Annotated in this window: 16 protein-coding genes; 7 read left to right on the forward strand and 9 right to left on the reverse strand. The window is 64.4% G+C overall.

Annotated features, from left to right (window positions below; all coding sequences use genetic code 11):
- Positions 1 to 106: 106 nt before the first annotated feature.
- Both ACRTG1_RS15865 and mmsB read left to right on the forward strand, forming a co-directional pair.
- Entirely contained in the window at positions 107 to 1276 is a 1170-nt protein-coding gene (locus ACRTG1_RS15865; protein ID WP_432516557.1) for an isobutyryl-CoA dehydrogenase, read from the forward strand.
- A gap of 50 nt (positions 1277 to 1326) precedes the next feature.
- Positions 1327 to 2211, forward strand: coding sequence for a 3-hydroxyisobutyrate dehydrogenase (mmsB, locus tag ACRTG1_RS15870; RefSeq protein ID WP_206547670.1), 885 nt, complete (start codon positions 1327 to 1329; stop codon positions 2209 to 2211).
- A gap of 277 nt (positions 2212 to 2488) precedes the next feature.
- On the opposite strand, the gene ACRTG1_RS15875 is transcribed toward mmsB, so the two are convergent.
- The 3 genes from ACRTG1_RS15875 to ACRTG1_RS15885 form a co-directional block, all read right to left on the reverse strand.
- Positions 2489 to 3868, reverse strand: a complete 1380-nt coding sequence (locus tag ACRTG1_RS15875; RefSeq protein ID WP_432516558.1) for an aspartate aminotransferase family protein — start codon at positions 3866 to 3868, stop codon at positions 2489 to 2491.
- Between the two features lie 170 nt (positions 3869 to 4038).
- Entirely contained in the window at positions 4039 to 4815 is a 777-nt protein-coding gene (locus tag ACRTG1_RS15880) for a phosphate/phosphite/phosphonate ABC transporter substrate-binding protein (protein ID WP_432516559.1), read from the reverse strand.
- 40 nt (positions 4816 to 4855) lie between these two features.
- Positions 4856 to 5869: a fatty acid desaturase gene (locus tag ACRTG1_RS15885; protein ID WP_432516560.1), complete on the reverse strand. Its 1014-nt coding sequence runs from the start codon at positions 5867 to 5869 to the stop codon at positions 4856 to 4858.
- A gap of 198 nt (positions 5870 to 6067) precedes the next feature.
- On the opposite strand from ACRTG1_RS15885, the gene ACRTG1_RS15890 reads away from it, so the two are divergent.
- The 4 genes from ACRTG1_RS15890 (at position 6068) to ACRTG1_RS15905 (ending at position 10568) form a co-directional block, all read left to right on the forward strand.
- The gene (locus ACRTG1_RS15890; protein ID WP_162742301.1) at positions 6068 to 6919 is read left to right on the forward strand and encodes a helix-turn-helix domain-containing protein; all 852 of its coding nucleotides are present in this window, start codon (positions 6068 to 6070) and stop codon (positions 6917 to 6919) included.
- Positions 6920 to 7025: 106 nt separating this feature from the next.
- Positions 7026 to 8063 (forward strand): betaine--homocysteine S-methyltransferase, encoded by a 1038-nt coding sequence (gene bmt / locus ACRTG1_RS15895; protein WP_206545435.1) that lies wholly within the window; start codon positions 7026 to 7028, stop codon positions 8061 to 8063.
- A 119-nt stretch (positions 8064 to 8182) separates the two neighbouring features.
- Positions 8183 to 8953: a polysaccharide pyruvyl transferase family protein gene (locus ACRTG1_RS15900; RefSeq protein ID WP_206552687.1), complete on the forward strand. Its 771-nt coding sequence runs from the start codon at positions 8183 to 8185 to the stop codon at positions 8951 to 8953.
- Between the two features lie 205 nt (positions 8954 to 9158).
- Complete coding sequence (locus ACRTG1_RS15905; RefSeq protein ID WP_206545437.1) at positions 9159 to 10568, forward strand: MATE family efflux transporter; 1410 nt, start codon at positions 9159 to 9161, stop codon at positions 10566 to 10568.
- Here the strand turns inward: ACRTG1_RS15905 and ACRTG1_RS15910 are convergent.
- The gene (locus ACRTG1_RS15910; protein ID WP_206545438.1) at positions 10534 to 11034 is read right to left on the reverse strand and encodes a hypothetical protein; all 501 of its coding nucleotides are present in this window, start codon (positions 11032 to 11034) and stop codon (positions 10534 to 10536) included. The genes ACRTG1_RS15905 and ACRTG1_RS15910 overlap by 35 nt on opposite strands.
- 280 nt (positions 11035 to 11314) lie before the next feature.
- Here ACRTG1_RS15910 and ACRTG1_RS15915 point away from each other — a divergent pair, with 280 nt between their 5' ends.
- A complete protein-coding gene (locus ACRTG1_RS15915; protein WP_206545514.1) occupies positions 11315 to 12343 on the forward strand; it encodes a DUF1176 domain-containing protein in 1029 nt (342 codons plus the stop codon).
- Between the two features lie 16 nt (positions 12344 to 12359).
- Here ACRTG1_RS15915 and ACRTG1_RS15920 read toward each other — a convergent pair whose 3' ends face one another.
- From ACRTG1_RS15920 to ACRTG1_RS15940, 5 genes are read right to left on the reverse strand one after another with little or no spacing between them, the layout of a single operon-like run.
- A complete protein-coding gene (locus ACRTG1_RS15920; protein ID WP_432516641.1) occupies positions 12360 to 13202 on the reverse strand; it encodes an alpha/beta hydrolase in 843 nt (280 codons plus the stop codon).
- 50 nt (positions 13203 to 13252) lie between these two features.
- Complete coding sequence (locus tag ACRTG1_RS15925; protein ID WP_432516561.1) at positions 13253 to 14860, reverse strand: NTP transferase domain-containing protein; 1608 nt, start codon at positions 14858 to 14860, stop codon at positions 13253 to 13255.
- On the reverse strand, positions 14857 to 15561 hold the full coding sequence (locus ACRTG1_RS15930; RefSeq protein ID WP_206545441.1) for an XdhC family protein: 705 nt from the start codon (positions 15559 to 15561) through the stop codon (positions 14857 to 14859). Before ACRTG1_RS15930 ends, ACRTG1_RS15925 begins: the two co-directional genes overlap by 4 nt.
- Positions 15561 to 15899 (reverse strand): XdhC family protein, encoded by a 339-nt coding sequence (locus tag ACRTG1_RS15935; protein WP_113155031.1) that lies wholly within the window; start codon positions 15897 to 15899, stop codon positions 15561 to 15563. The genes ACRTG1_RS15930 and ACRTG1_RS15935 overlap by 1 nt, the downstream gene beginning before the upstream one ends.
- Positions 15892 to 17157 (reverse strand): vWA domain-containing protein, encoded by a 1266-nt coding sequence (locus tag ACRTG1_RS15940; RefSeq protein ID WP_432516562.1) that lies wholly within the window; start codon positions 17155 to 17157, stop codon positions 15892 to 15894. The genes ACRTG1_RS15935 and ACRTG1_RS15940 overlap by 8 nt, the downstream gene beginning before the upstream one ends.
- Position 17158 lies beyond the last annotated feature (1 nt).

The following is a 17158-nucleotide window of genomic DNA, read 5'->3' on the forward strand; positions in this document are numbered from 1 at the left end:
TGTCCGTGTTTGATGCACAGCGCCTGTGCCACACCTCGCATTGCGCGGCCCACTCAATGCACTAAACTGATCCGACTGGGAAGATTTTCCATTTCGGGAGGACGTCATGGACGCCAATGCTTCGTCTGGCGCAGAGCAGTTCGAGCTCAACGCCGATCAGCGCGCCATTCAGGAAATGACGGAGAGCTTCGCCGCCGACCGTGTTGCCCCCAACGCGCTCGACTGGGACCGTGACAGGCATTTCCCTGCCGATGTGGTGCGCGAGACCGGGCCGCTTGGCTTCGGCGGCATCTATGTGCGCGACGATGTGGGCGGCTCAGCGCTCGGTCGGCTCGACGCCGTGCTCATCTTCGAGGCTCTGGCCGCCGCCTGCCCCGGCTTTTCCTCCTTCATCTCCATTCACAACATGGCCGGCTGGATGATCGACACGTTCGGCAGCGAGGAGCAGCGCCAGCGCTTCCTGCCGAAACTCACCTCCATGGAGTGGCTGGCAAGCTACTGTCTCACCGAGCCCGGCTCCGGCTCCGATGCCGCGGCGCTCAAGACCAAGGCCGTCAAATCCGGCGACCACTATGTGCTGAACGGCACCAAGCAGTTCATTTCGGGTGCCGGTGAAAACGACATCTATGTCGTCATGGCCCGCACCGGCGAGGACGGCCCCAAGGGCGTTTCAACGCTGATCGTGCCCAAAGACGCGCCCGGTCTCTCCTTCGGCCCGGCCGAGTTCAAGATGGGCTGGCACATGCAGCCGACCCGTCAGGTCATCTTCGAGGATTGCAAAGTGCCCGCCGAAAACCTTCTCTCCAATGAGGGAGCAGGCTTCAGCATCGCCATGGCCGGGCTCGATGGCGGTCGCCTCAACATCGCCGCCTGCTCGCTGGGTGGCGCGCAATCGGCCCTCGACAAGGCGCTCGCCTACACGGCAGAGCGCGAGGCGTTCGGACAGGCCATCAACCGCTTTCAGGCGCTCCAGTTCAAACTCGCCGATATGGAGACCAGTCTCCAGGCCTCGCGCATGATGCTCTACACCGCCGCCGCCCGGCTGGACGCCAGGACACCGGACGCCTCCAAATGGTCGGCCATGGCCAAGCGTTTCGTCACCGATACCTGTTTCGATGTGGCCAATGACGCGCTGCAGCTTCATGGCGGCTATGGCTATCTGCACGAATATGGCGTTGAAAAACTGGTGCGCGATCTGCGCGTCCACCAGATCCTCGAAGGCACCAACGAGATCATGCGCCTGATCATCGCAAGACAGTTGGTCGGTCGCTCCTGACCCCAAACGAGAACACGATGCCCAGCCCGCATTTCCGGAGGAACCCCAATATGGCAACCATCGCATTCATCGGTCTCGGCAATATGGGCAATCCCATGGCCGCCAATCTGGTCAAGGCCGGGCACAGCGTTCAGGGCTTCGACCTGATCACGGAGAACCTCGAAACCGCCGCCAGCAATGGCGTCACCGTCATGGCCAGCGCCGAAGCGGCTGTGAAGGATGCTGCCGTGATCATCACCATGCTGCCGGCGGGAAAGCATGTGCTCTCCGTCTATGCCGACATCGCCCCGAAAGCCGCCCGGGGCGCGCTCTTCATCGATTCCTCCACCATCGACGTGGAGTCGGCCAGAAAAGCCCACGCCATTGCCGCCGAGAACAATCTTCTCTCCATCGATGCGCCGGTCTCCGGCGGTGTGGGCGGCGCGGAAGCGGGCACCCTCACCTTCATGGCCGGCGGCTCTGCCGACGCCTTCGCAAAGGCCAGCCCCATTCTGGAGCCGATGGCCGGTCGCGTCGTGCACTGCGGCGAAGGTGGTGCGGGCCAGGCCGCCAAGATCTGCAACAACATGATCCTCGGCATTTCCATGATCGGCGTCAGCGAGGCCTTCGTGCTGGCCGAAAAGCTCGGGCTCTCCCATCAGGCGCTGTTCGACGTGGCGTCCACCTCGTCCGGCCAGTGCTGGTCGCTGACGAGCTATTGCCCGGTGCCCGGCCCCGTGCCCGCCTCACCCGCAAACCGCGACTACAAGCCCGGTTTCGCCGCCGGCCTCATGCTCAAGGATCTGCGCCTTGCACAGGAAGCGGCACAGGGCGCCGGCGCCGTTACGCCGCTCGGTGCGGAAGCCACCCAGCTCTACGCACTTTTCAACGCCATGGGCCACGAAGGCACGGATTTTTCAGGCATCGTGAATTTCCTGCGCGGCAAGGAAAGCTGAAAAAAATAGTCTGCCGGCAAAAAAGATGCGTTTTTATACTTCCCGCTAACCTCCCGGTAACCATGAGGGGCTAGAAATGACGTCGAGGCGGATTTGAAGCCTCCCCGACGCCGGAACAGGTCTCGCGTACCGGTACGGGAAGTTTTCGCAGCGTAGCGTATTTGCGAAGACAGCGTATTCGAGTAGCAAAAAACCGCGTCTCTTCCCGCCCGAAGAAACGCGGTTTTTCTTTGCACTGGTGAGAACGCCGGGTGCACACACCCGGCTGCAAAACTCTCTACCCCTTCCGCAGATCCGCTTCCGCGCGATCAAGCGCTGCGCCGATCCGCTCGCAGGCCATGTCGATGGTCTCCCGCGTCCAGATCAGCGGCGGCGACAGGATCATCGTGTCGCCCACGGCCCGCATCATCAGCCCGCCGGAAATCGCATGATCGCGCACGCAGGAAGCCGCCGCGCCATCACCCGGAAAACGCGCCCGCGTTTCCCGGTCCGCCACGATCTCGATGGCCGCCATCAGACCAAAGGCCCGCACCTCGCCGACAATGCCGTGATCGCCCAGCCGCGCCTGAAGTTCTTTGGCAAAATAAGGCCCGGTGTCCATTCGCACCCGCTCGACAAGCCCTTCGCGCTCGATGATCTCCAGGTTCTTCAGCGCCACCGCACACGCCACCGGATGCCCCGAATAGGTGTAGCCGTGATAGAACTCGCCGCCCTTCTTCACCAGCGTCTCGGCAACCCGGTCGCCGACCAAAAGGGCCGAAAGCGGCTGGTAACCCGATGTCAGCGCCTTGGCTGTCGTGATCGTGTCGGGCTCAAGCCCAAGCCGCTCGGCCGCAAACCATTCGCCCGTGCGGCCATAGCCCGTGATCACCTCATCCAGCATCAACAGCACATCATGTTTTTTGCAGATGCGGTTGATCTCCGGCCAATAGCTTTCCGGCGGGATTTTCACGCCGCCGGCCCCCATCACCGGCTCACCGATGAAGGCAGCGACATTGTCCGGCCCGGCTTCCAGAATGGCGTCCTCCACGGCCTTCGCCGCGCGCAGGCCGAAATCATGATCGCTCTCGCCCTCCTCCCGCAGCTCAAACGCGTAGGGCGGCATCACATGGGCGATGTTCGGCACTTCGCCATAAAGCTGGCCATGCATCGCCGACATGCCACCCAGCGACGTCGCCGCCACGGTTGAGCCGTGATAGGCCCAGTTGCGCGAGATGATGCGGTTCTTTTCCGGCCTGCCTTCCAGCGCCCAGTAATGACGCACCAGCCGCAGCGCCGTGTCATTGGCCTCCGAGCCCGACGATCCGTAGAACACCTGATTGATGTTGGCGGGCGCGATTTCCGCCAGTTTCTGCGACAGAAGCACCGGCGTCGGCGTCGTGCAGCGGAAGAAGGAATTGTAGTAGGGCAACTCCTTCATCTGTTCACAAGCGGCCTCGGCCAGTTCGTCCCGCCCGTAGCCCACATTCACGCACCACAGCCCCGCCATGCCGTCGAGGATTTCATTGCCCTCCGTGTCGTAGACGAAAGGCCCGTCCGCGCGCGTCACGATGCGCGAGCCCGCAGCCCGCAGATCCGCGTGGTCGGTGAACGGATGCAGATGGTGCGCAGCATCCATCGCCTGAAGCTGATCCAGGGAAAAATTCTTGTATGTCATAGACTTGCTCTCTTCGCTTGAATTCATTCGGCAAGGCCGAAAACCGGTTCAGGCGAAGAGCGGCGGTGAGTACCCTATGCGCGCGCAAAGCCGCAGAAGCTCCGTGTGCCGTGTGCGCGGCGACGGTCTGGCGGTCGGCAGTTTGGCGCTTGTCAGTGTTTGACGACGGCTCATGGCGCAAGTCTATCCCCGCCATCATTCACCTTGCAAGATGCCTCCGCCAGCACGGCGCGCAGCGCAGCCCGTGTCTGCGCATCCGTCGCAAGGCTCGTGATATAGGGCAGCCCCGGCCGCCGCGCCGTCCACCCCGCCACAAGCAGGAGATCCATGCCCGGCTCGAAACGCTGCGCCAGCGCCCAGCTTCGACAGTCTACGGCACACAAATCCGCACGCCCGTCGCGCACGGCCCGAAGCGACTGGCGATGCCCGCCTGTTTCAAGACATTGTGAAAACAAATCAATGCCTTCTCCGGCCTCTCTCAGATCCTGAATCAAGCCGAGATAGCCTGATCGGGAGACCGGCTCATTAAACGCAAACCGCATCCCGCGCATGCGATCAAGCGGCAGGCGCGCCATGCCGCCCTCCGGCGAACGCACGCTCATGGCTCCCCCCGCAGCATCACGGCGCATCACGATGGCGCTCGAATAGAGCGGCCCCGCACCGCCCTCAAAGGCGGAATAATCCGGCTGCGCCAGCACCTGCACGTCATTCGCCAGCCCCGCCTCCAGAGGCCCCCAGCAGGTCTGCGCCAGAAGCAGGTCCGGGTCCCGCCAGATCGCCTGCACATCGCCGCCGCGCGTCAAAGCATCCGGCGCGGCCACGCCACGGGCGCGCAGCCCGTCACGAATGACCCGCCACAGCGCATCGGTTTCGTCCCGGCACTCCGGCCAGTCATACATGGGAAGGGCTGCCAAAGGCATGGGAAGGGCTGCCAAAGGTTCGCTCATAGAACCTTATCCGATGGCTGGAAGGATGATGGCAAGCGCCCTACTCCTTCACGGGCCTTGCCGGAACCGGCACACTTCCCGTCCCGCTCATCGAGCGGCCATGGGCGCGCGGACGAAACGCGCTGGCGGCTTCCCGTGCCCGTCGAAGTGCGGGATGCGGCACCGGCTCCTTCGTGCGAAAGGCAAAATCCTTCGCCAGCGCAAGATAGCCCGGATAGCTGTACCCGTCATTCATGGCGAGCCACTCCGCCCGCCGCGCGCGATAAAGCGCCGGCAGTCGATACCACGGCACGCCCGGCATCTTGTGATGGACCAGATGCAGATTGTTGTTCAGAAACAGCAGCGCCAGCGGCGAGCGCTCCACGATGATCGTGCGCCCGTCCGGCCGCTCGGACCATTGATGCTCTGCAAAGGTGCGAACCGAGATCAGCGATTGCCCCAGCCAGGCCGGCCCCAGCACGTAAAGCCACAGCGGCATCCCGAACCCGAAAACGACCACCGGCAGCAAAACCGCCAGCCCGGCTGCATGCAGAAGCCACGCCCTGCGCACTCCGGGTGCATTTTCCCGGATCAGCTTCATCTCCGCAGCGAGAAAGCCTGCCGTCATGATCGCCGGTCCCAGCACGAACCGACCGGCCATCGTGTTGTTGATCCCAAGAAGACGCCGCGCCCAGCCCGGCATTTCCTCATAGCGCCACCGCGCCCGGTAATAGCTCTCCGGGTCCTCGAACGGATCGGTCAGGCGCTCGTCTGCGTGATGGCGCAAATGCAGCGCCCTGAAACGGCGATAGGGATAGACAAGCCCCAGCGGCAAGAACACCAGCGCCTCGTTCACCAGCGCCCGCCGCGTCGGGTGGCCGTGGAGGCATTCGTGCATCAGCGAGCTCTGCAGCGCGACCGTCAACGCCAGAAGCGCCAGTGCCGTCAAAGGCCAATCCGGCCACAGAAAAAGCCCCACCGCAGCCCAGGCTGCGTAGCATAAGAAAATCAGCGCAAGCGTCGGCCATTCCACCGCCGCACGGCCTGCGCCCCGGCGTCTGGTTGTCATGTTCATCTCTATCCCGGTTCTGCGCCGCACGGCACCAATCGCCTCCCCCTCTCAGCCCGGAAACGCGGCGCGCCGTGCATCCTGACACGAAACTGTCAGGGGGGCCCCGGCACACGCAATGCGAAAATACGCACAATTCGTTGACTTTGCGCACCAAGAACATCAATTGTTTACAAAACTCATCAGTCGACGATTGAGCGCATCATGGACAGGATTGTCATCGACAAACGCGATCTCTCCGGCACGTTCCGCGAGCGCCTGAAAACCCTGCTCAAGCGCTCGGGTCTCAACCAGTCGGCCTTCGCCAGCGCCGTCGGCATAGACCGCTCGGCCCTCTCCCAGCTTCTCTCCGGCGCGTCCACACGCCTGCCGCGTGCCGAAACGCTCATCAACATCGCTGCCGAACACAAGGTCTCGCTCGACTGGCTCCTTGGCCTCAGTCAGGATGAAGGCATCACCGGCGACCTGCGCGAAAGCCTGGAGATCGCCGAGGCGCAGGGCGGTTTCAACGACACGCTGCTCGCCAAATGGCACGCCGAGGCCGTCGGCACCAAGATCCGCTACGTGCCATCGGGCATTCCGGATCTGCTGCGCACCGAAGCCGTCATCCTCTACGAAGCCGAAGCCATGCCGCAGCGCCGCGCCACCCAGATCAGCGAAGCGCAGTACCGGGTCGATTACAACCGCAGGCCGGAAACGGACATGGAAGTCTGCATGCCGCGCCAGACACTCGAGCTCTTCGCCAAGGGAGAAGGCGTCTGGCGCACCCTGCCCGAAAAGGTGCGCGCCGAGCAGGTCGTGCACATGGCCCGCCTGCTGGACGACCTCTACCCGACCTTCCGCCTCTTCCTGTTCGACGGGCGCAAACGCTTCTCCGCGCCCTACACGATCTTCGGCCCCTACCGCGCCGCGCTCTATATGGGCGGCGTCTATCTGGTCCTCAGCGCCACCAGCTCCGTGCAGCGCCTGACGCGCCATTTCGACGGTCTCATCCGCGATGCCGAGATCAACGCCCATGAGGCCGCCGGTTTTGTAAAGAGCCTGCGGCTCGGCTGATCGCCTTCCCGTGTCCCGTCCGGGCCTTCCGGGAGGATTGACGGGCATAAACGCCTCTCTATACCCTCAACGCCTGAAACAGCGCCGCCCGAATGGAGGGCACCCGATGCAAGCTTCTTCGATCCCCAATCCCATCGATGCCCTCATCGCCGAAAAAGGCGTTCTCCTCGCCGATGGCGCGACCGGAACCAACCTCTTCGCCATGGGGCTTGAGTCCGGCGATGCGCCGGAACTGTGGAATGAGGATGCGCCGGAGAAGATCGAGGCGCTGCATCAGGGCTTCATCGATGCAGGCGCCGACATCATCCTCACCAATTCCTTCGGCGGCACCCGCCACCGGCTGAAACTGCACAATGCGCAGGACCGCGTCTTCGAGCTGAACAGGAAAGCCGCCGAAATCGCCTGCCGCGTCGCCGAAAAGGCCGGCCGCCGCGTCATCGTCGCCGGCTCCGTCGGCCCCACGGGCGAGCTTCTCGAACCGCTCGGCGCGCTCACCTATGATGAAGCGGTCGAAGCCTTTGCAGAGCAGATGGAAGGCCTCAAGGCGGGCGGCGCGGAAGTCGCCTGGATCGAGACCATGTCTGCGCCTGAAGAAATCCACGCGGCTGCCGAAGCCGCGATCCGCGTTGGCCTGCCCTACACCTACACCGGCTCCTTCGACACCGCCGGTCGCACCATGATGGGCCTTGCGCCGAAGGACATTCACGGCGTTGTCGACGATCTCGGCCAGCCGCCTGTCGCCGTCGGGGCCAATTGCGGCGTCGGTGCACCCGATATACTCGCCACCCTTCTCGACATGACCGAAGCCCGGCCAGACGCCACAATCGTGGTGAAGGGCAATTGCGGCATTCCCGAATTTCGCGGCACGGAAGTCCATTATTCCGGCACGCCTGAATTGATGAGCGAGTATGTGCGGCTTGCCGTCGATGGCGGCGCGAAGATCATCGGCGGCTGCTGCGGCACCTCCTTCGAGCATCTGGCGGCCATGCGCACGGCGCTCGACGGCCACAAACATCCCGAACAACGCCCGACCATCGAAGATGTCGTCGCCCGCGTCGGCCCGCTGCGCAACAAGTCCGCCTCCGAAAGCGGTTCCGCCACAGGCACGCGCCGCTCCCGCCGCGCACGCTCCGGCGAGAGCTGAGCGCCGCCAGACCCTACGCCTTTTGGACGATATGTCCGCCGCCATCAGCGGGCATTGATTGGTGTATACTGATCGGCTCAAACCACATCGCACCTCTCAGACAAGATCCGGAGGGCGCCATGAGCAAACCCATTGGCCTCTATTGGTGGCAGGCTCCAAAAGGCAATTTCGGCGATGATCTGTCGCCGCTCATCGTTGAACACTACGCACAGCGCCCCGTTCGGCACGCAAGCATCAAGTCCTGCGACATGATCGCAATCGGCAGTCTTCTGGGGCAGGCAACCAAGCGACGCTGGCAACGCGCAATCCGCAAGCCACTGCGCAGAACACACATCTGGGGCACCGGCTGCTTCGGCGACATTTCCGGTCGCTACCATCATGCAAGCGTCAGCGGCGTGCGCGGTCCGCTCACCCGCAGGATGATGAACCTCCCGGCAGAAACGCCTTTGGGCGACCCGGCCCTTTTGTTACCCAGAATTCTTGACCGACCCGCCAGAAAACACCGCTGGGGCCTCATCCCCCACATTCACCATCAGGAAAGCCCGCTCATTCGGGAACTGGCCAGGGCTCCCGGCGTCCACCTGATCGACCTCACCAGCAAAGACACACTCGAAATCGCCCGTGACATCGCCCGCTGCGACTTCGTGCTCTCCTCAAGTCTTCACGGCCTCATCGCTGCCGATTCCTTCGGTGTGCCCAATGTCTGGCTCCAGGTTGGCGCGTCGATGGGAAACTGGAAATTCGAAGATTACTTCCAGAGCGTCGGCCGCACGGCCTCTCCCATCACGCAACCCGTGGACCTCGTTTCCCTTGAACAAACCGCAACGGCAGCCGATCCGGGAATCGTCTCACGACTGGCAGACGGTCTGGAGCGATCCTTCCCCTATTGAAAGCGTCCGCTGCCGCCTCCGTCGTCTCCCCGTCACACGCCCCCGTTACACGCCCCCGTTACACGCAAAGCTTGCTGGACCAAACGAAACCGCCTTGCCTGTCAGGCTGGGCGCGTTAAAAGCGATGCTTCGCCGAAGGCATCCTCCTTCCGCGATTGATTCCGGCAGGCGTTGAACATTCCGCCCGCCGCAAGGGGTAGACGACATGACGGTTTTTGCTTCCGGCGCACGCGCGCCGGTCAATCCGTGGATCGCGGAAGCGCGGGCGACACTCTCGCTCGCCTGGCCGATGGTGCTCACCAATCTGGCGCAGAACGCCATGACCACCACCGACGTCATGATGATGGGCCGTCTGGGACCGGATGCGCTGGCTGCCGGCACGCTCGGCTACAACCTCTATTTCGCACCGCTCATCTTCGGCCTTGGCCTGCTTCTTGCCACCTCACCCATGATGGCGACCGCGCTTGGCCGCAAGCTGCATGCGGTGCGCGATGTGCGCCGCACCGTGCGTCAGGGCCTGTGGCTCGCCATTGCCGTGTCCCTTCCCATCTGGCTGCTTCTCTGGCAGTCCGAGAGCATCCTCCTGTGGATGGGGCAGGACCCGGAACTCGCCCGCATCGCCGGCAGCTATGTGCGCACGCTGCAATGGGCGGCCCTGCCCTTCTTCGGCTACATCATCCTGCGTTCCTTCATCTCGGCGCTGGAGCGCCCCGGCTGGGCGCTTGGCATCATGTTCGTCATGGTGGCTTTCAACGTGCTGGCCAACTGGGCGCTGATGTTCGGCAATCTCGGCTTTCCGGCCCTTGGCGTTCCAGGCTCCGGCATCGCCACCACGATTTCGAGCACGCTCATGTTCCTCGGCCTTGCCCTCGTCGTTTCGGTCGAGCGCAATTTTCGCCGCTATCAGCTTTTCGGCCGTTTCTGGCGCGCCGACTGGCCGCGCTTCTTCGAGCTGATCCGGCTTGGCCTACCGATTGCCGGCTCCATGACCTTCGAAGTCACGATCTTCAACGCCGCAGCCCTCTTGATGGGCCTCATCAGCGCGCCCGCACTTGCCGCGCACGCCATCGCCATCCAGATCGCGTCGATCAGCTTCATGGTGCCGCTTGGCCTCAGCCAGACCGCGACGGTCCGCGTCGGTCGCGCCTTTGGCGCACAGAATCTCGACGGCATCACCCGCGCCGGCTGGACCGCCTTTGTCATGTGCATCGCTTTCATGGCGCTGATGGCGCTTTTGATGGTCACGATACCCGAACTGCTCATCGGTGCGTTCCTCGATCTCGACCTGCCTGAAAACGCAGAGGTGATCGGTCTGGCCATCACCTTCCTGGCCTTTGCCGGCCTGTTCCAGATCTTTGACGGCGCACAGGCGGTTGCGGCGGGCATGCTGCGCGGCCTGCACGACACCAAGGTGCCGATGGTCTATTCGCTTCTGGGCTATTGGGGGCTCGGCATGACATCGAGTGTCGTCCTCGCCTTCACGCTCGGCATGGGCGGCCCCGGCATCTGGATCGGCCTCGTCAGCGGCCTCGCCATCGTCTCGGTGCTGCTCTACGTGCGCTGGCTCCGGCGTGACCGGCTCATCCCCTGGCTTCGACCGAACGCGGCAACCTGAATTTGCCGCGTTTGGCCTCATCGATCAGCATGTTCGCCACCTGCATGCGCTCCATCGCATTGGCGCGCAGATGTGACGGCACACGGTCGGGGTGATTGTTGAAGGCGAAGTCGCGGCGAATCCGGCCAAGCAGGCCCGCATCAATGTCCGCATACAAGCCGAGCTCCCGGGCAATCTCGTCGGGATCGGTGGAAAGCGGCAGCGCTGCCGGTGGCTCGTCTTCCGCGGCGGCCTTGACCTCATCAACCGCGTCGGGCGTCTCATCCGACGCAAATGCTTCCTCTGCGTCATAGGCGTCCTGCGCCCGCTTGTCGGTGAAGTTGATCCGGCCCGAATGCAGCTCTTCGGCGACCGACAGATAATCGAGCGAGTTGAGGCTCGTGGCCGCACCGCCGGTGCGCTCTGCCTCCTCGCTGATCAGTTCGTCCAGTAAGGCCGCAAAATTGCGGTTTCCTCCGATCGCCATGTCTCTCTTTCCGGCCACCTTCAGGCCCGAAGCGCACAAACGCCTCCCGTTTGCGCAAAGCCTGCCAGCTTCAGCCTTAGCCGGCTGCGGTTAAGAAATCCCCCAGCGAAAACACACTATTTGAACGAGCGGCGCAACGCACCCTGCGCGAGAGCTGCGCGACGCAGCTGCCTCCCCATCGCCCCGGACACAATCCGGGCAATCTTGGAACAGTAACATCTGTCCGAATCGACGCACGCCGCGTTACTCTCCCGCCAGTTTCAAAGCCGAGGAGGCCATGATGAGACCCGTTCTAACGACCGCCGCAATCCTTGCCGCGCTTCAGGCTCCGGCCTTTGCCCAGCAGCAGGACGCCTATCTGGACGACCGTTCTAGCCCTGAAACGCTGCTGCGCTCGCTCTACAACGCGGTCAACCGCAAGGAATATGCGCGCGCCTACGACTATTTCTCGACGCCCCCGGCAAAGAGCCTCGATGCCTATCAGGAAGGCTACGCCAACACCGCCAATGTCGAGCTCGCCACCGGCGCGGTCAGCTCCGAAGGCGCAGCCGGCAGCATCATCTATTCGCTTCCCGTCGCCATCCGCGCCACCGACAATGACGGCAAGGAGCAGGTTTTCGCCGGTTGCTACACGCTTCGCCTCTCCAACCCGACAATCCAGGGCACGCCCTACAACCCGCTCCACATCGAGAAGGCATCGCTCAAGCCCGCAAGCGGCGAGTTGACGGATGTTCTGCCGGCAAGCTGCGGCGATGGTCCCCCCGACGAGACCGACAGGGTTCTGGCCGAGGCCAAGGCGATGTTTGCTGCGGTCTACGCCGAAACCTGCCCGCCACCGCCGGAAAATTTCGATCTGGTGGACAGCTACACCATCCCCTTCAACTATTCCTACGAGACCCTGGACACGCCCAAGCATGAAGCCCGGCTCTTCCGCTTCTATTGCGGCACCGGCGCCTATAACGAGATCCACGCCTATATTCTGGCCAGCCCGCAGGGCGGCGTGTCGCCGGTCCAGTTCGCCATGCCGGAAACCAGCGTTCAGTACGAGAATGGCGACAGCGACGGCAAGGTCGAAGACATCCGCATCGTCGGCTACACCGCCGAGAGCACGCTGGTGAACTCGGACTATGATCCGGGAACGCAGACACTTACCAGCTACAACAAGTGGCGCGGCGTCGGAGACGCCTTCTCTGCCGGTACATGGATCTTCCGCGAGGGCGCGTTCACTCTGGTGCGCTACGATGTGGATGCGTCCTATGACGGCGAGCAGAACCCGGTCACGATCCTCGACTATCACACCGGCCCGTAAGCCAGGGCCTCACGCATCACGGCTGCGCGAGCATCCAGTTCAGGGTCTCGCGCCAGTCGCTCATACGGATCGGCGTGCCGTGCGTCCCGCTCTCAAAACGCACGAAGCGCGCCGGGTAACCCTTTGCCGACGAACGGATTTTCCTGAAAAACGCTTCCTGATTTCCAACCGGGAAAACCCGGTCTTCGCTGCCATGCCCGAAGAACACCGGCACCCGTTCAGCAAAGGCCGGGCTTTGCAGAAACGCATCGTTCCACATCGAACCGAGCAGCAAAAGCCCGCCCAGCCGGTCGGCTGTTACCCGGTCCTGCGCCAGCCGCCAGCACAGCGCGCCGCCCATCGAACCACAGGCCACGAACACCCGCGCGCCGGGTGAACGTTCCGCATAATACGCGATCAGCGCCGCGATTTCCTGAGCGCCCCGCGCCTCGAAATCCGAGAAATCGGGCGACAGGTAGAGCCCGCCGCTCTTTGCCATAAGGTTCTTGATGCGGTTGAAATTGCCCCCGAAGGTGAAGTCGTCCACCCCCTGCCGACGGTTGCCGCCCTGACCATGCAGATAAAGCACGATGGCGCTCGCACCCTCGGTCTTGCCGACCGCGACATGGCGCACCGTGCCCGCATTGGTCTGCAGCGCCAGATCCTGCTGCGCCCGCCGTACACCGGTGGAGATGTAGCGCCCGTCCACGCGGCGCTCCGGCACCGCGTCGCGCCCGTTGATGTCCCGCATCTCCCGATAGTCGACCACCCGGTAAGCACCGCCATCGCTCGATGACAGAACCGCCGGATAGGCAAACAGCCGGTCCTTTTGCGAGGCAAGTTCCAGCGCCTGTGCGCCGCTGCCAGAGGCCGCCACCATAAATCCGGCAAAAGCCAAGCGAATACAGATTCTTGCAAGAGACATCGCACTCATCGATTCAACACGCCGCCAGCCTTTTCCAGCGCCTCCGGCGTGTCCACATCCAGATGTGCGGCAGCGCCCGTCTCCACATCGACAATGCCGACCAGCTCCTGCTCCACCACATGCCGCGCGCCGGTGTCGCCCTCAAGCCGCGCCACTTCGGCAAACAGCGCGCGCGGCAGGATCACCGGATTGCCCCGCTTGCCGTTATGCGTCGCCCTGACCACTGCATTGCCGCCCGCCTTCACAAACGCCTCCACCAGACGGTCGAGATCCGCAGTGCTGATTTCCGGCATGTCGGCCAGCATCACCAGCGCGCCCGCCGCCTCCTCCGGCAGCGCCGCAATGCCGGCTTTCAGTGAGGTCGACAGTCCTTCCGCATAAGCATCATTGACCGCCACCGCCATGCCAAGCCCGTCCAGCGCGCCCTGCACGCGCTCCGCCTCATGCCCGAGCACGGCGACAGCCCCGTCGACACGGCTTTGCGCCAGCGCCGCTCCCATGCGCCGCACCAGCGGCACGCCGTCGAACGACGCCATAAGCTTGTTGTGCTCACCCATGCGCCGCGACTGTCCCGCCGCCAGAAGCACGCCCCAGACAGAGGGTGCACGCTCCGCAATCCTGCCTTCACGCGGCTGCGGCCGGGTCGGAATTTCGGCCAATAGCCCGCCAACGCCCATCCCGGCAATGTCCGCCGAGGAAAGGTCGAGCCCCGCCATCAGCCGGTCGAGCACCCAGTCGAAGCCATTCGTTTTGGGGCTGCGCGCACATCCCGGCGCGCCGATCACCGGCCGCCCGTCGATGGCCCCCAGCACCAGCAGATTGCCCGGATCGACCGGCATGCCGACCCGCTCCACCGTTCCACCCGCCTTGCGGATGGCGGCGGGGATCACGTCGTCGGCGTCGCACACGGCCGAAGCGCCAAAGACGAGCAGCATGTCACTCTCATCCTTGAGCGCCGTAACGGCGCGCGCCACCGCATCCGGCTCATGGGCAGGCCGCAGTTCGCGCGTCACATGACTGCCGGAGCGCTGCAACCGCTCCACCGTGATGCGCGCCGTCTTGTCGAGCACGCTGTCCTTCAGGCTCGGCAGCGCGGTCTGCACCACGCCGACGCGCATGGCCCTGAAGGGCCGCAACGAAAACACCGGCCCGTGCGCGGCAGAAGCCGCCCTGTCCACCTGCGCGGCGGAAACGGCAAACGGGATGATCTTCACCGTCGCCACCATCTGTCCTTCGCTCACCGCGCTGTAATCGGGCAGTGTGGCCATGGTGATCGCCGGATCGACGGCGTTCACCGCATCGACCGCCTGCCGGTCCACAATAAAGAGCCCCGCCTTCTGCGCATGCAGATTGACCCGCCCGGTCGTGGGCGCGCGCGCAGAAATTCCCTCCACCGCAAGCGTTGCCGCAAGGCGCTCTGCCGCCTGATCCTCGTCCAGATCGCCAGGCTCCAGCCGCGCCGCGATCACCGTCCTGACGCCTTCCGCCCTCAAAAGCGCGATGTCGGCAGCGCCAAGCCGGTGCGCCTTGCGCAGCCGCGTCTTGCCGGCCATCGTGGCATGCGCCAGCACCGCCCCTTCGGCCTCGTCAATGGATAGCGGTCCGAACTTCACGCCGATACGCTCCTGTCCCCCGGCCCGCGCGAGCGCAACGCCGCAATCACCGCGCCCAGCACGGCAACCGCGATCTCCGCCGGCGTCGCCGCCCCAATGTCGAGCCCGATGGGCGCATCGATCCGCTCAAGCGCTGCCGGCGAAACGCCAGCCTCCGTCAGCCGGTCGATGCGCTTTGCGTGGGTCTTCCGGCTGCCCAGCGCGCCGATATAGAAGCATTCCGCTTCAAACGCCGCCCGCAGCGCGGGATCATCGATCTTCGGATCATGCGTCAGCGCGGCAAGCGCCGTGTAGGCGTCGAGCGGCTGGCGCGCCAGCGCCTCGTCAGGCCATTCGGCATGCAGCGCAACTCCGGGAAAACGCTCCGGCGTGGCAAACGCCGTGCGCGGATCGATGATCGTCAGATCGAAACCCGCAATCTTCGCCATCGGCGCCAGCGCCTGGCTGATATGCACCGCCCCGATCACCACGAGGCGCGGTTCGGGCAGGTGCACGTTCAAAAAGAAAGTGCGCCCGTCGATCTCCACCACACCGGACTTGCCGGAGCGGAAGGCGCGCGCCACCGCCTCGCCAAGCGCACCGGCCACCGTGTCGCCCTCGCGGATCACCCGGTCGCGCCCGTCTTCCAGATCGGTGAGCAGGATCGCGGCCCTGCGTTCGCGCCGCAGCGCGTTCAGTTTCTTCAGCGACAGCGGATCCACTAGCCGAGCCTCTCCACATAAACCCTGATGCGCCCGCCGCATGACAGGCCCACTTCCCAGGCCGTCTCGTCGGCGACGCCGAATTCCAGCATGCGCGGCCTGCCCTCGGTCAGCACATCGGCGGCCTCCGCCACCACCGCGCCCTCTACGCAGCCGCCCGACACCGAGCCCTCGAAATTGCCATCCGCATCGATCACCAGATGGCTTCCCACCGGGCGCGGTGCAGACCCCCAGGTCTCCACCACCGTGGCAATCGCCACATCGCGGCCTGCCTGCATCCAGTCCTCGGCGATCATCAGCGGATCGCGTGTCTCATCGGATTGTTTCAGCTCAGACATTGGCGTTTCTCCCGCCCTTCATATGGGCACGCTGAAAGTGCCGTGCCAAGTCCCCGCCCTGTGCGGGCGCATCCGTCAGCGCGGCGCACAGATCGCCAAGCGCATCGAGATTGTGCACCGGCCGCAGCTCGTCCACATGAGGCAGCATCGCCCGCATGCCGCGTGCGCGTGGCTCGAACCCCTCGAAACCGAGCAGCGGGTTAAGCCAGATCAGCCGGCGGCATGATTTCGAAAGCCGCTCCATCTCCCGCGACAGAACCTCGATATGATCGCGCTCCAGCCCGTCGGTGATCAGGAGCACGATTGCGCCCTGTCCCAGAACCCGGCGCGACCACAGCCGGTTGAAATCGCCAAGCGCCGTGCCGATCCGCGTGCCGCCGGACCAGTCGCGCACCGCTTCAGACGCTTCTTCCAGCGCCTCGTCGGGGTCACGCCGGCTGAGCGGGCGCGTGATGTTGGTCAGCCGTGTGCCGAAGGTGAAGCTGAAGACCCGCCGCCGCTTTTCCGTCAGTGCATGCAGAAAATGCAGGAAAACCCGCGAATACTGGCTCATCGAACCGGAGATATCGACCAGCGCCACCAGCGGCGGCGCGATCTGGCGCGGCGAGCGGAATTTCGGCAGGATCAGGTCTCCGCCGGTGCGCAGGCTCGCCCGCAGCATCGCATGCGGATCGATCCGCGCCCCATGCGGGTCCGGCCTGAACCGGCGCGTCGCCACCCGGTCGAACGGCAGAACGAGATCGCGCATGGCGCGGCGGGCCTCGGCCACTTCCTCAGCCGACATCTGCGCGAAATCCTTCTGGCGCAGAACCTCCATCGCCGTGAAGGAAAGCCGTGCGTCCAGTTCAAACTCCGGCCGCTTCTTGATGATCGCGCGGCGCTCCTCGTCCAGCGCATCCTCGGCGCGGCGGTCGCCGGCGCGTTTCTTCTCGCGCAGCACTTCCGCCTCGTCGCCCTCGTCTTCGGTCCGCCCTTCATCGCGCTCGTCGCGCCGCGCCCAGTAGAGCCGGAACGCCGCATCGAACAGCGCATGATCCTCATGTCTGGAAATCAGGGTGGCGTGCAGCGTCCAGTAAAAGTCGTCGCGCCGCTCGACGCCGACCGTCACCACCGCCTGAATGGCGTCCATAACGGCGGCCGGTCCCACGCGCAGCCCCGCGCGCCGGAGCATGCGGGCAAAGCCGACGATCCTGTCGGCCAGCCGCGCGCCCTCTTCGCGTTCCGGTGCTCGTTTGTCCGCGTCTGGAGCAGCCGGCATG

This window comes from Nitratireductor sp. PBL-C9, from assembly GCF_050877045.1.
GTDB lineage: Bacteria > Pseudomonadota > Alphaproteobacteria > Rhizobiales > Rhizobiaceae > Nitratireductor > Nitratireductor aquimarinus.

Bases quoted from the DNA above. Each gene is read 5' to 3' on its own strand.
- ACRTG1_RS15890 (WP_162742301.1), top strand. From the start codon at position 6,068: ATGGACAGGATTGTCATCGACAAACGCGATCTCTCCGGCACGTTCCGC.
- ACRTG1_RS15885 (WP_432516560.1), bottom strand. From the start codon at position 5,869: ATGAACATGACAACCAGACGCCGGGGCGCAGGCCGTGCGGCGGTGGAA.
- bmt (WP_206545435.1), top strand. From the start codon at position 7,026: ATGCAAGCTTCTTCGATCCCCAATCCCATCGATGCCCTCATCGCCGAA.
- ACRTG1_RS15875 (WP_432516558.1), bottom strand. From the start codon at position 3,868: ATGACATACAAGAATTTTTCCCTGGATCAGCTTCAGGCGATGGATGCT.
- mmsB (WP_206547670.1), top strand. From the start codon at position 1,327: ATGGCAACCATCGCATTCATCGGTCTCGGCAATATGGGCAATCCCATG.
- ACRTG1_RS15920 (WP_432516641.1), bottom strand. From the start codon at position 13,202: ATGGTGGCGGCCTCTGGCAGCGGCGCACAGGCGCTGGAACTTGCCTCG.
- ACRTG1_RS15910 (WP_206545438.1), bottom strand. From the start codon at position 11,034: ATGGCGATCGGAGGAAACCGCAATTTTGCGGCCTTACTGGACGAACTG.
- ACRTG1_RS15915 (WP_206545514.1), top strand. From the start codon at position 11,315: ATGAGACCCGTTCTAACGACCGCCGCAATCCTTGCCGCGCTTCAGGCT.
- ACRTG1_RS15865 (WP_432516557.1), top strand. From the start codon at position 107: ATGGACGCCAATGCTTCGTCTGGCGCAGAGCAGTTCGAGCTCAACGCC.
- ACRTG1_RS15905 (WP_206545437.1), top strand. From the start codon at position 9,159: ATGACGGTTTTTGCTTCCGGCGCACGCGCGCCGGTCAATCCGTGGATC.
- ACRTG1_RS15880 (WP_432516559.1), bottom strand. From the start codon at position 4,815: ATGAGCGAACCTTTGGCAGCCCTTCCCATGCCTTTGGCAGCCCTTCCC.
- ACRTG1_RS15900 (WP_206552687.1), top strand. From the start codon at position 8,183: ATGAGCAAACCCATTGGCCTCTATTGGTGGCAGGCTCCAAAAGGCAAT.
- ACRTG1_RS15940 (WP_432516562.1), bottom strand. From the start codon at position 17,157: ATGCCGGCTGCTCCAGACGCGGACAAACGAGCACCGGAACGCGAAGAG.
- ACRTG1_RS15935 (WP_113155031.1), bottom strand. From the start codon at position 15,899: ATGTCTGAGCTGAAACAATCCGATGAGACACGCGATCCGCTGATGATC.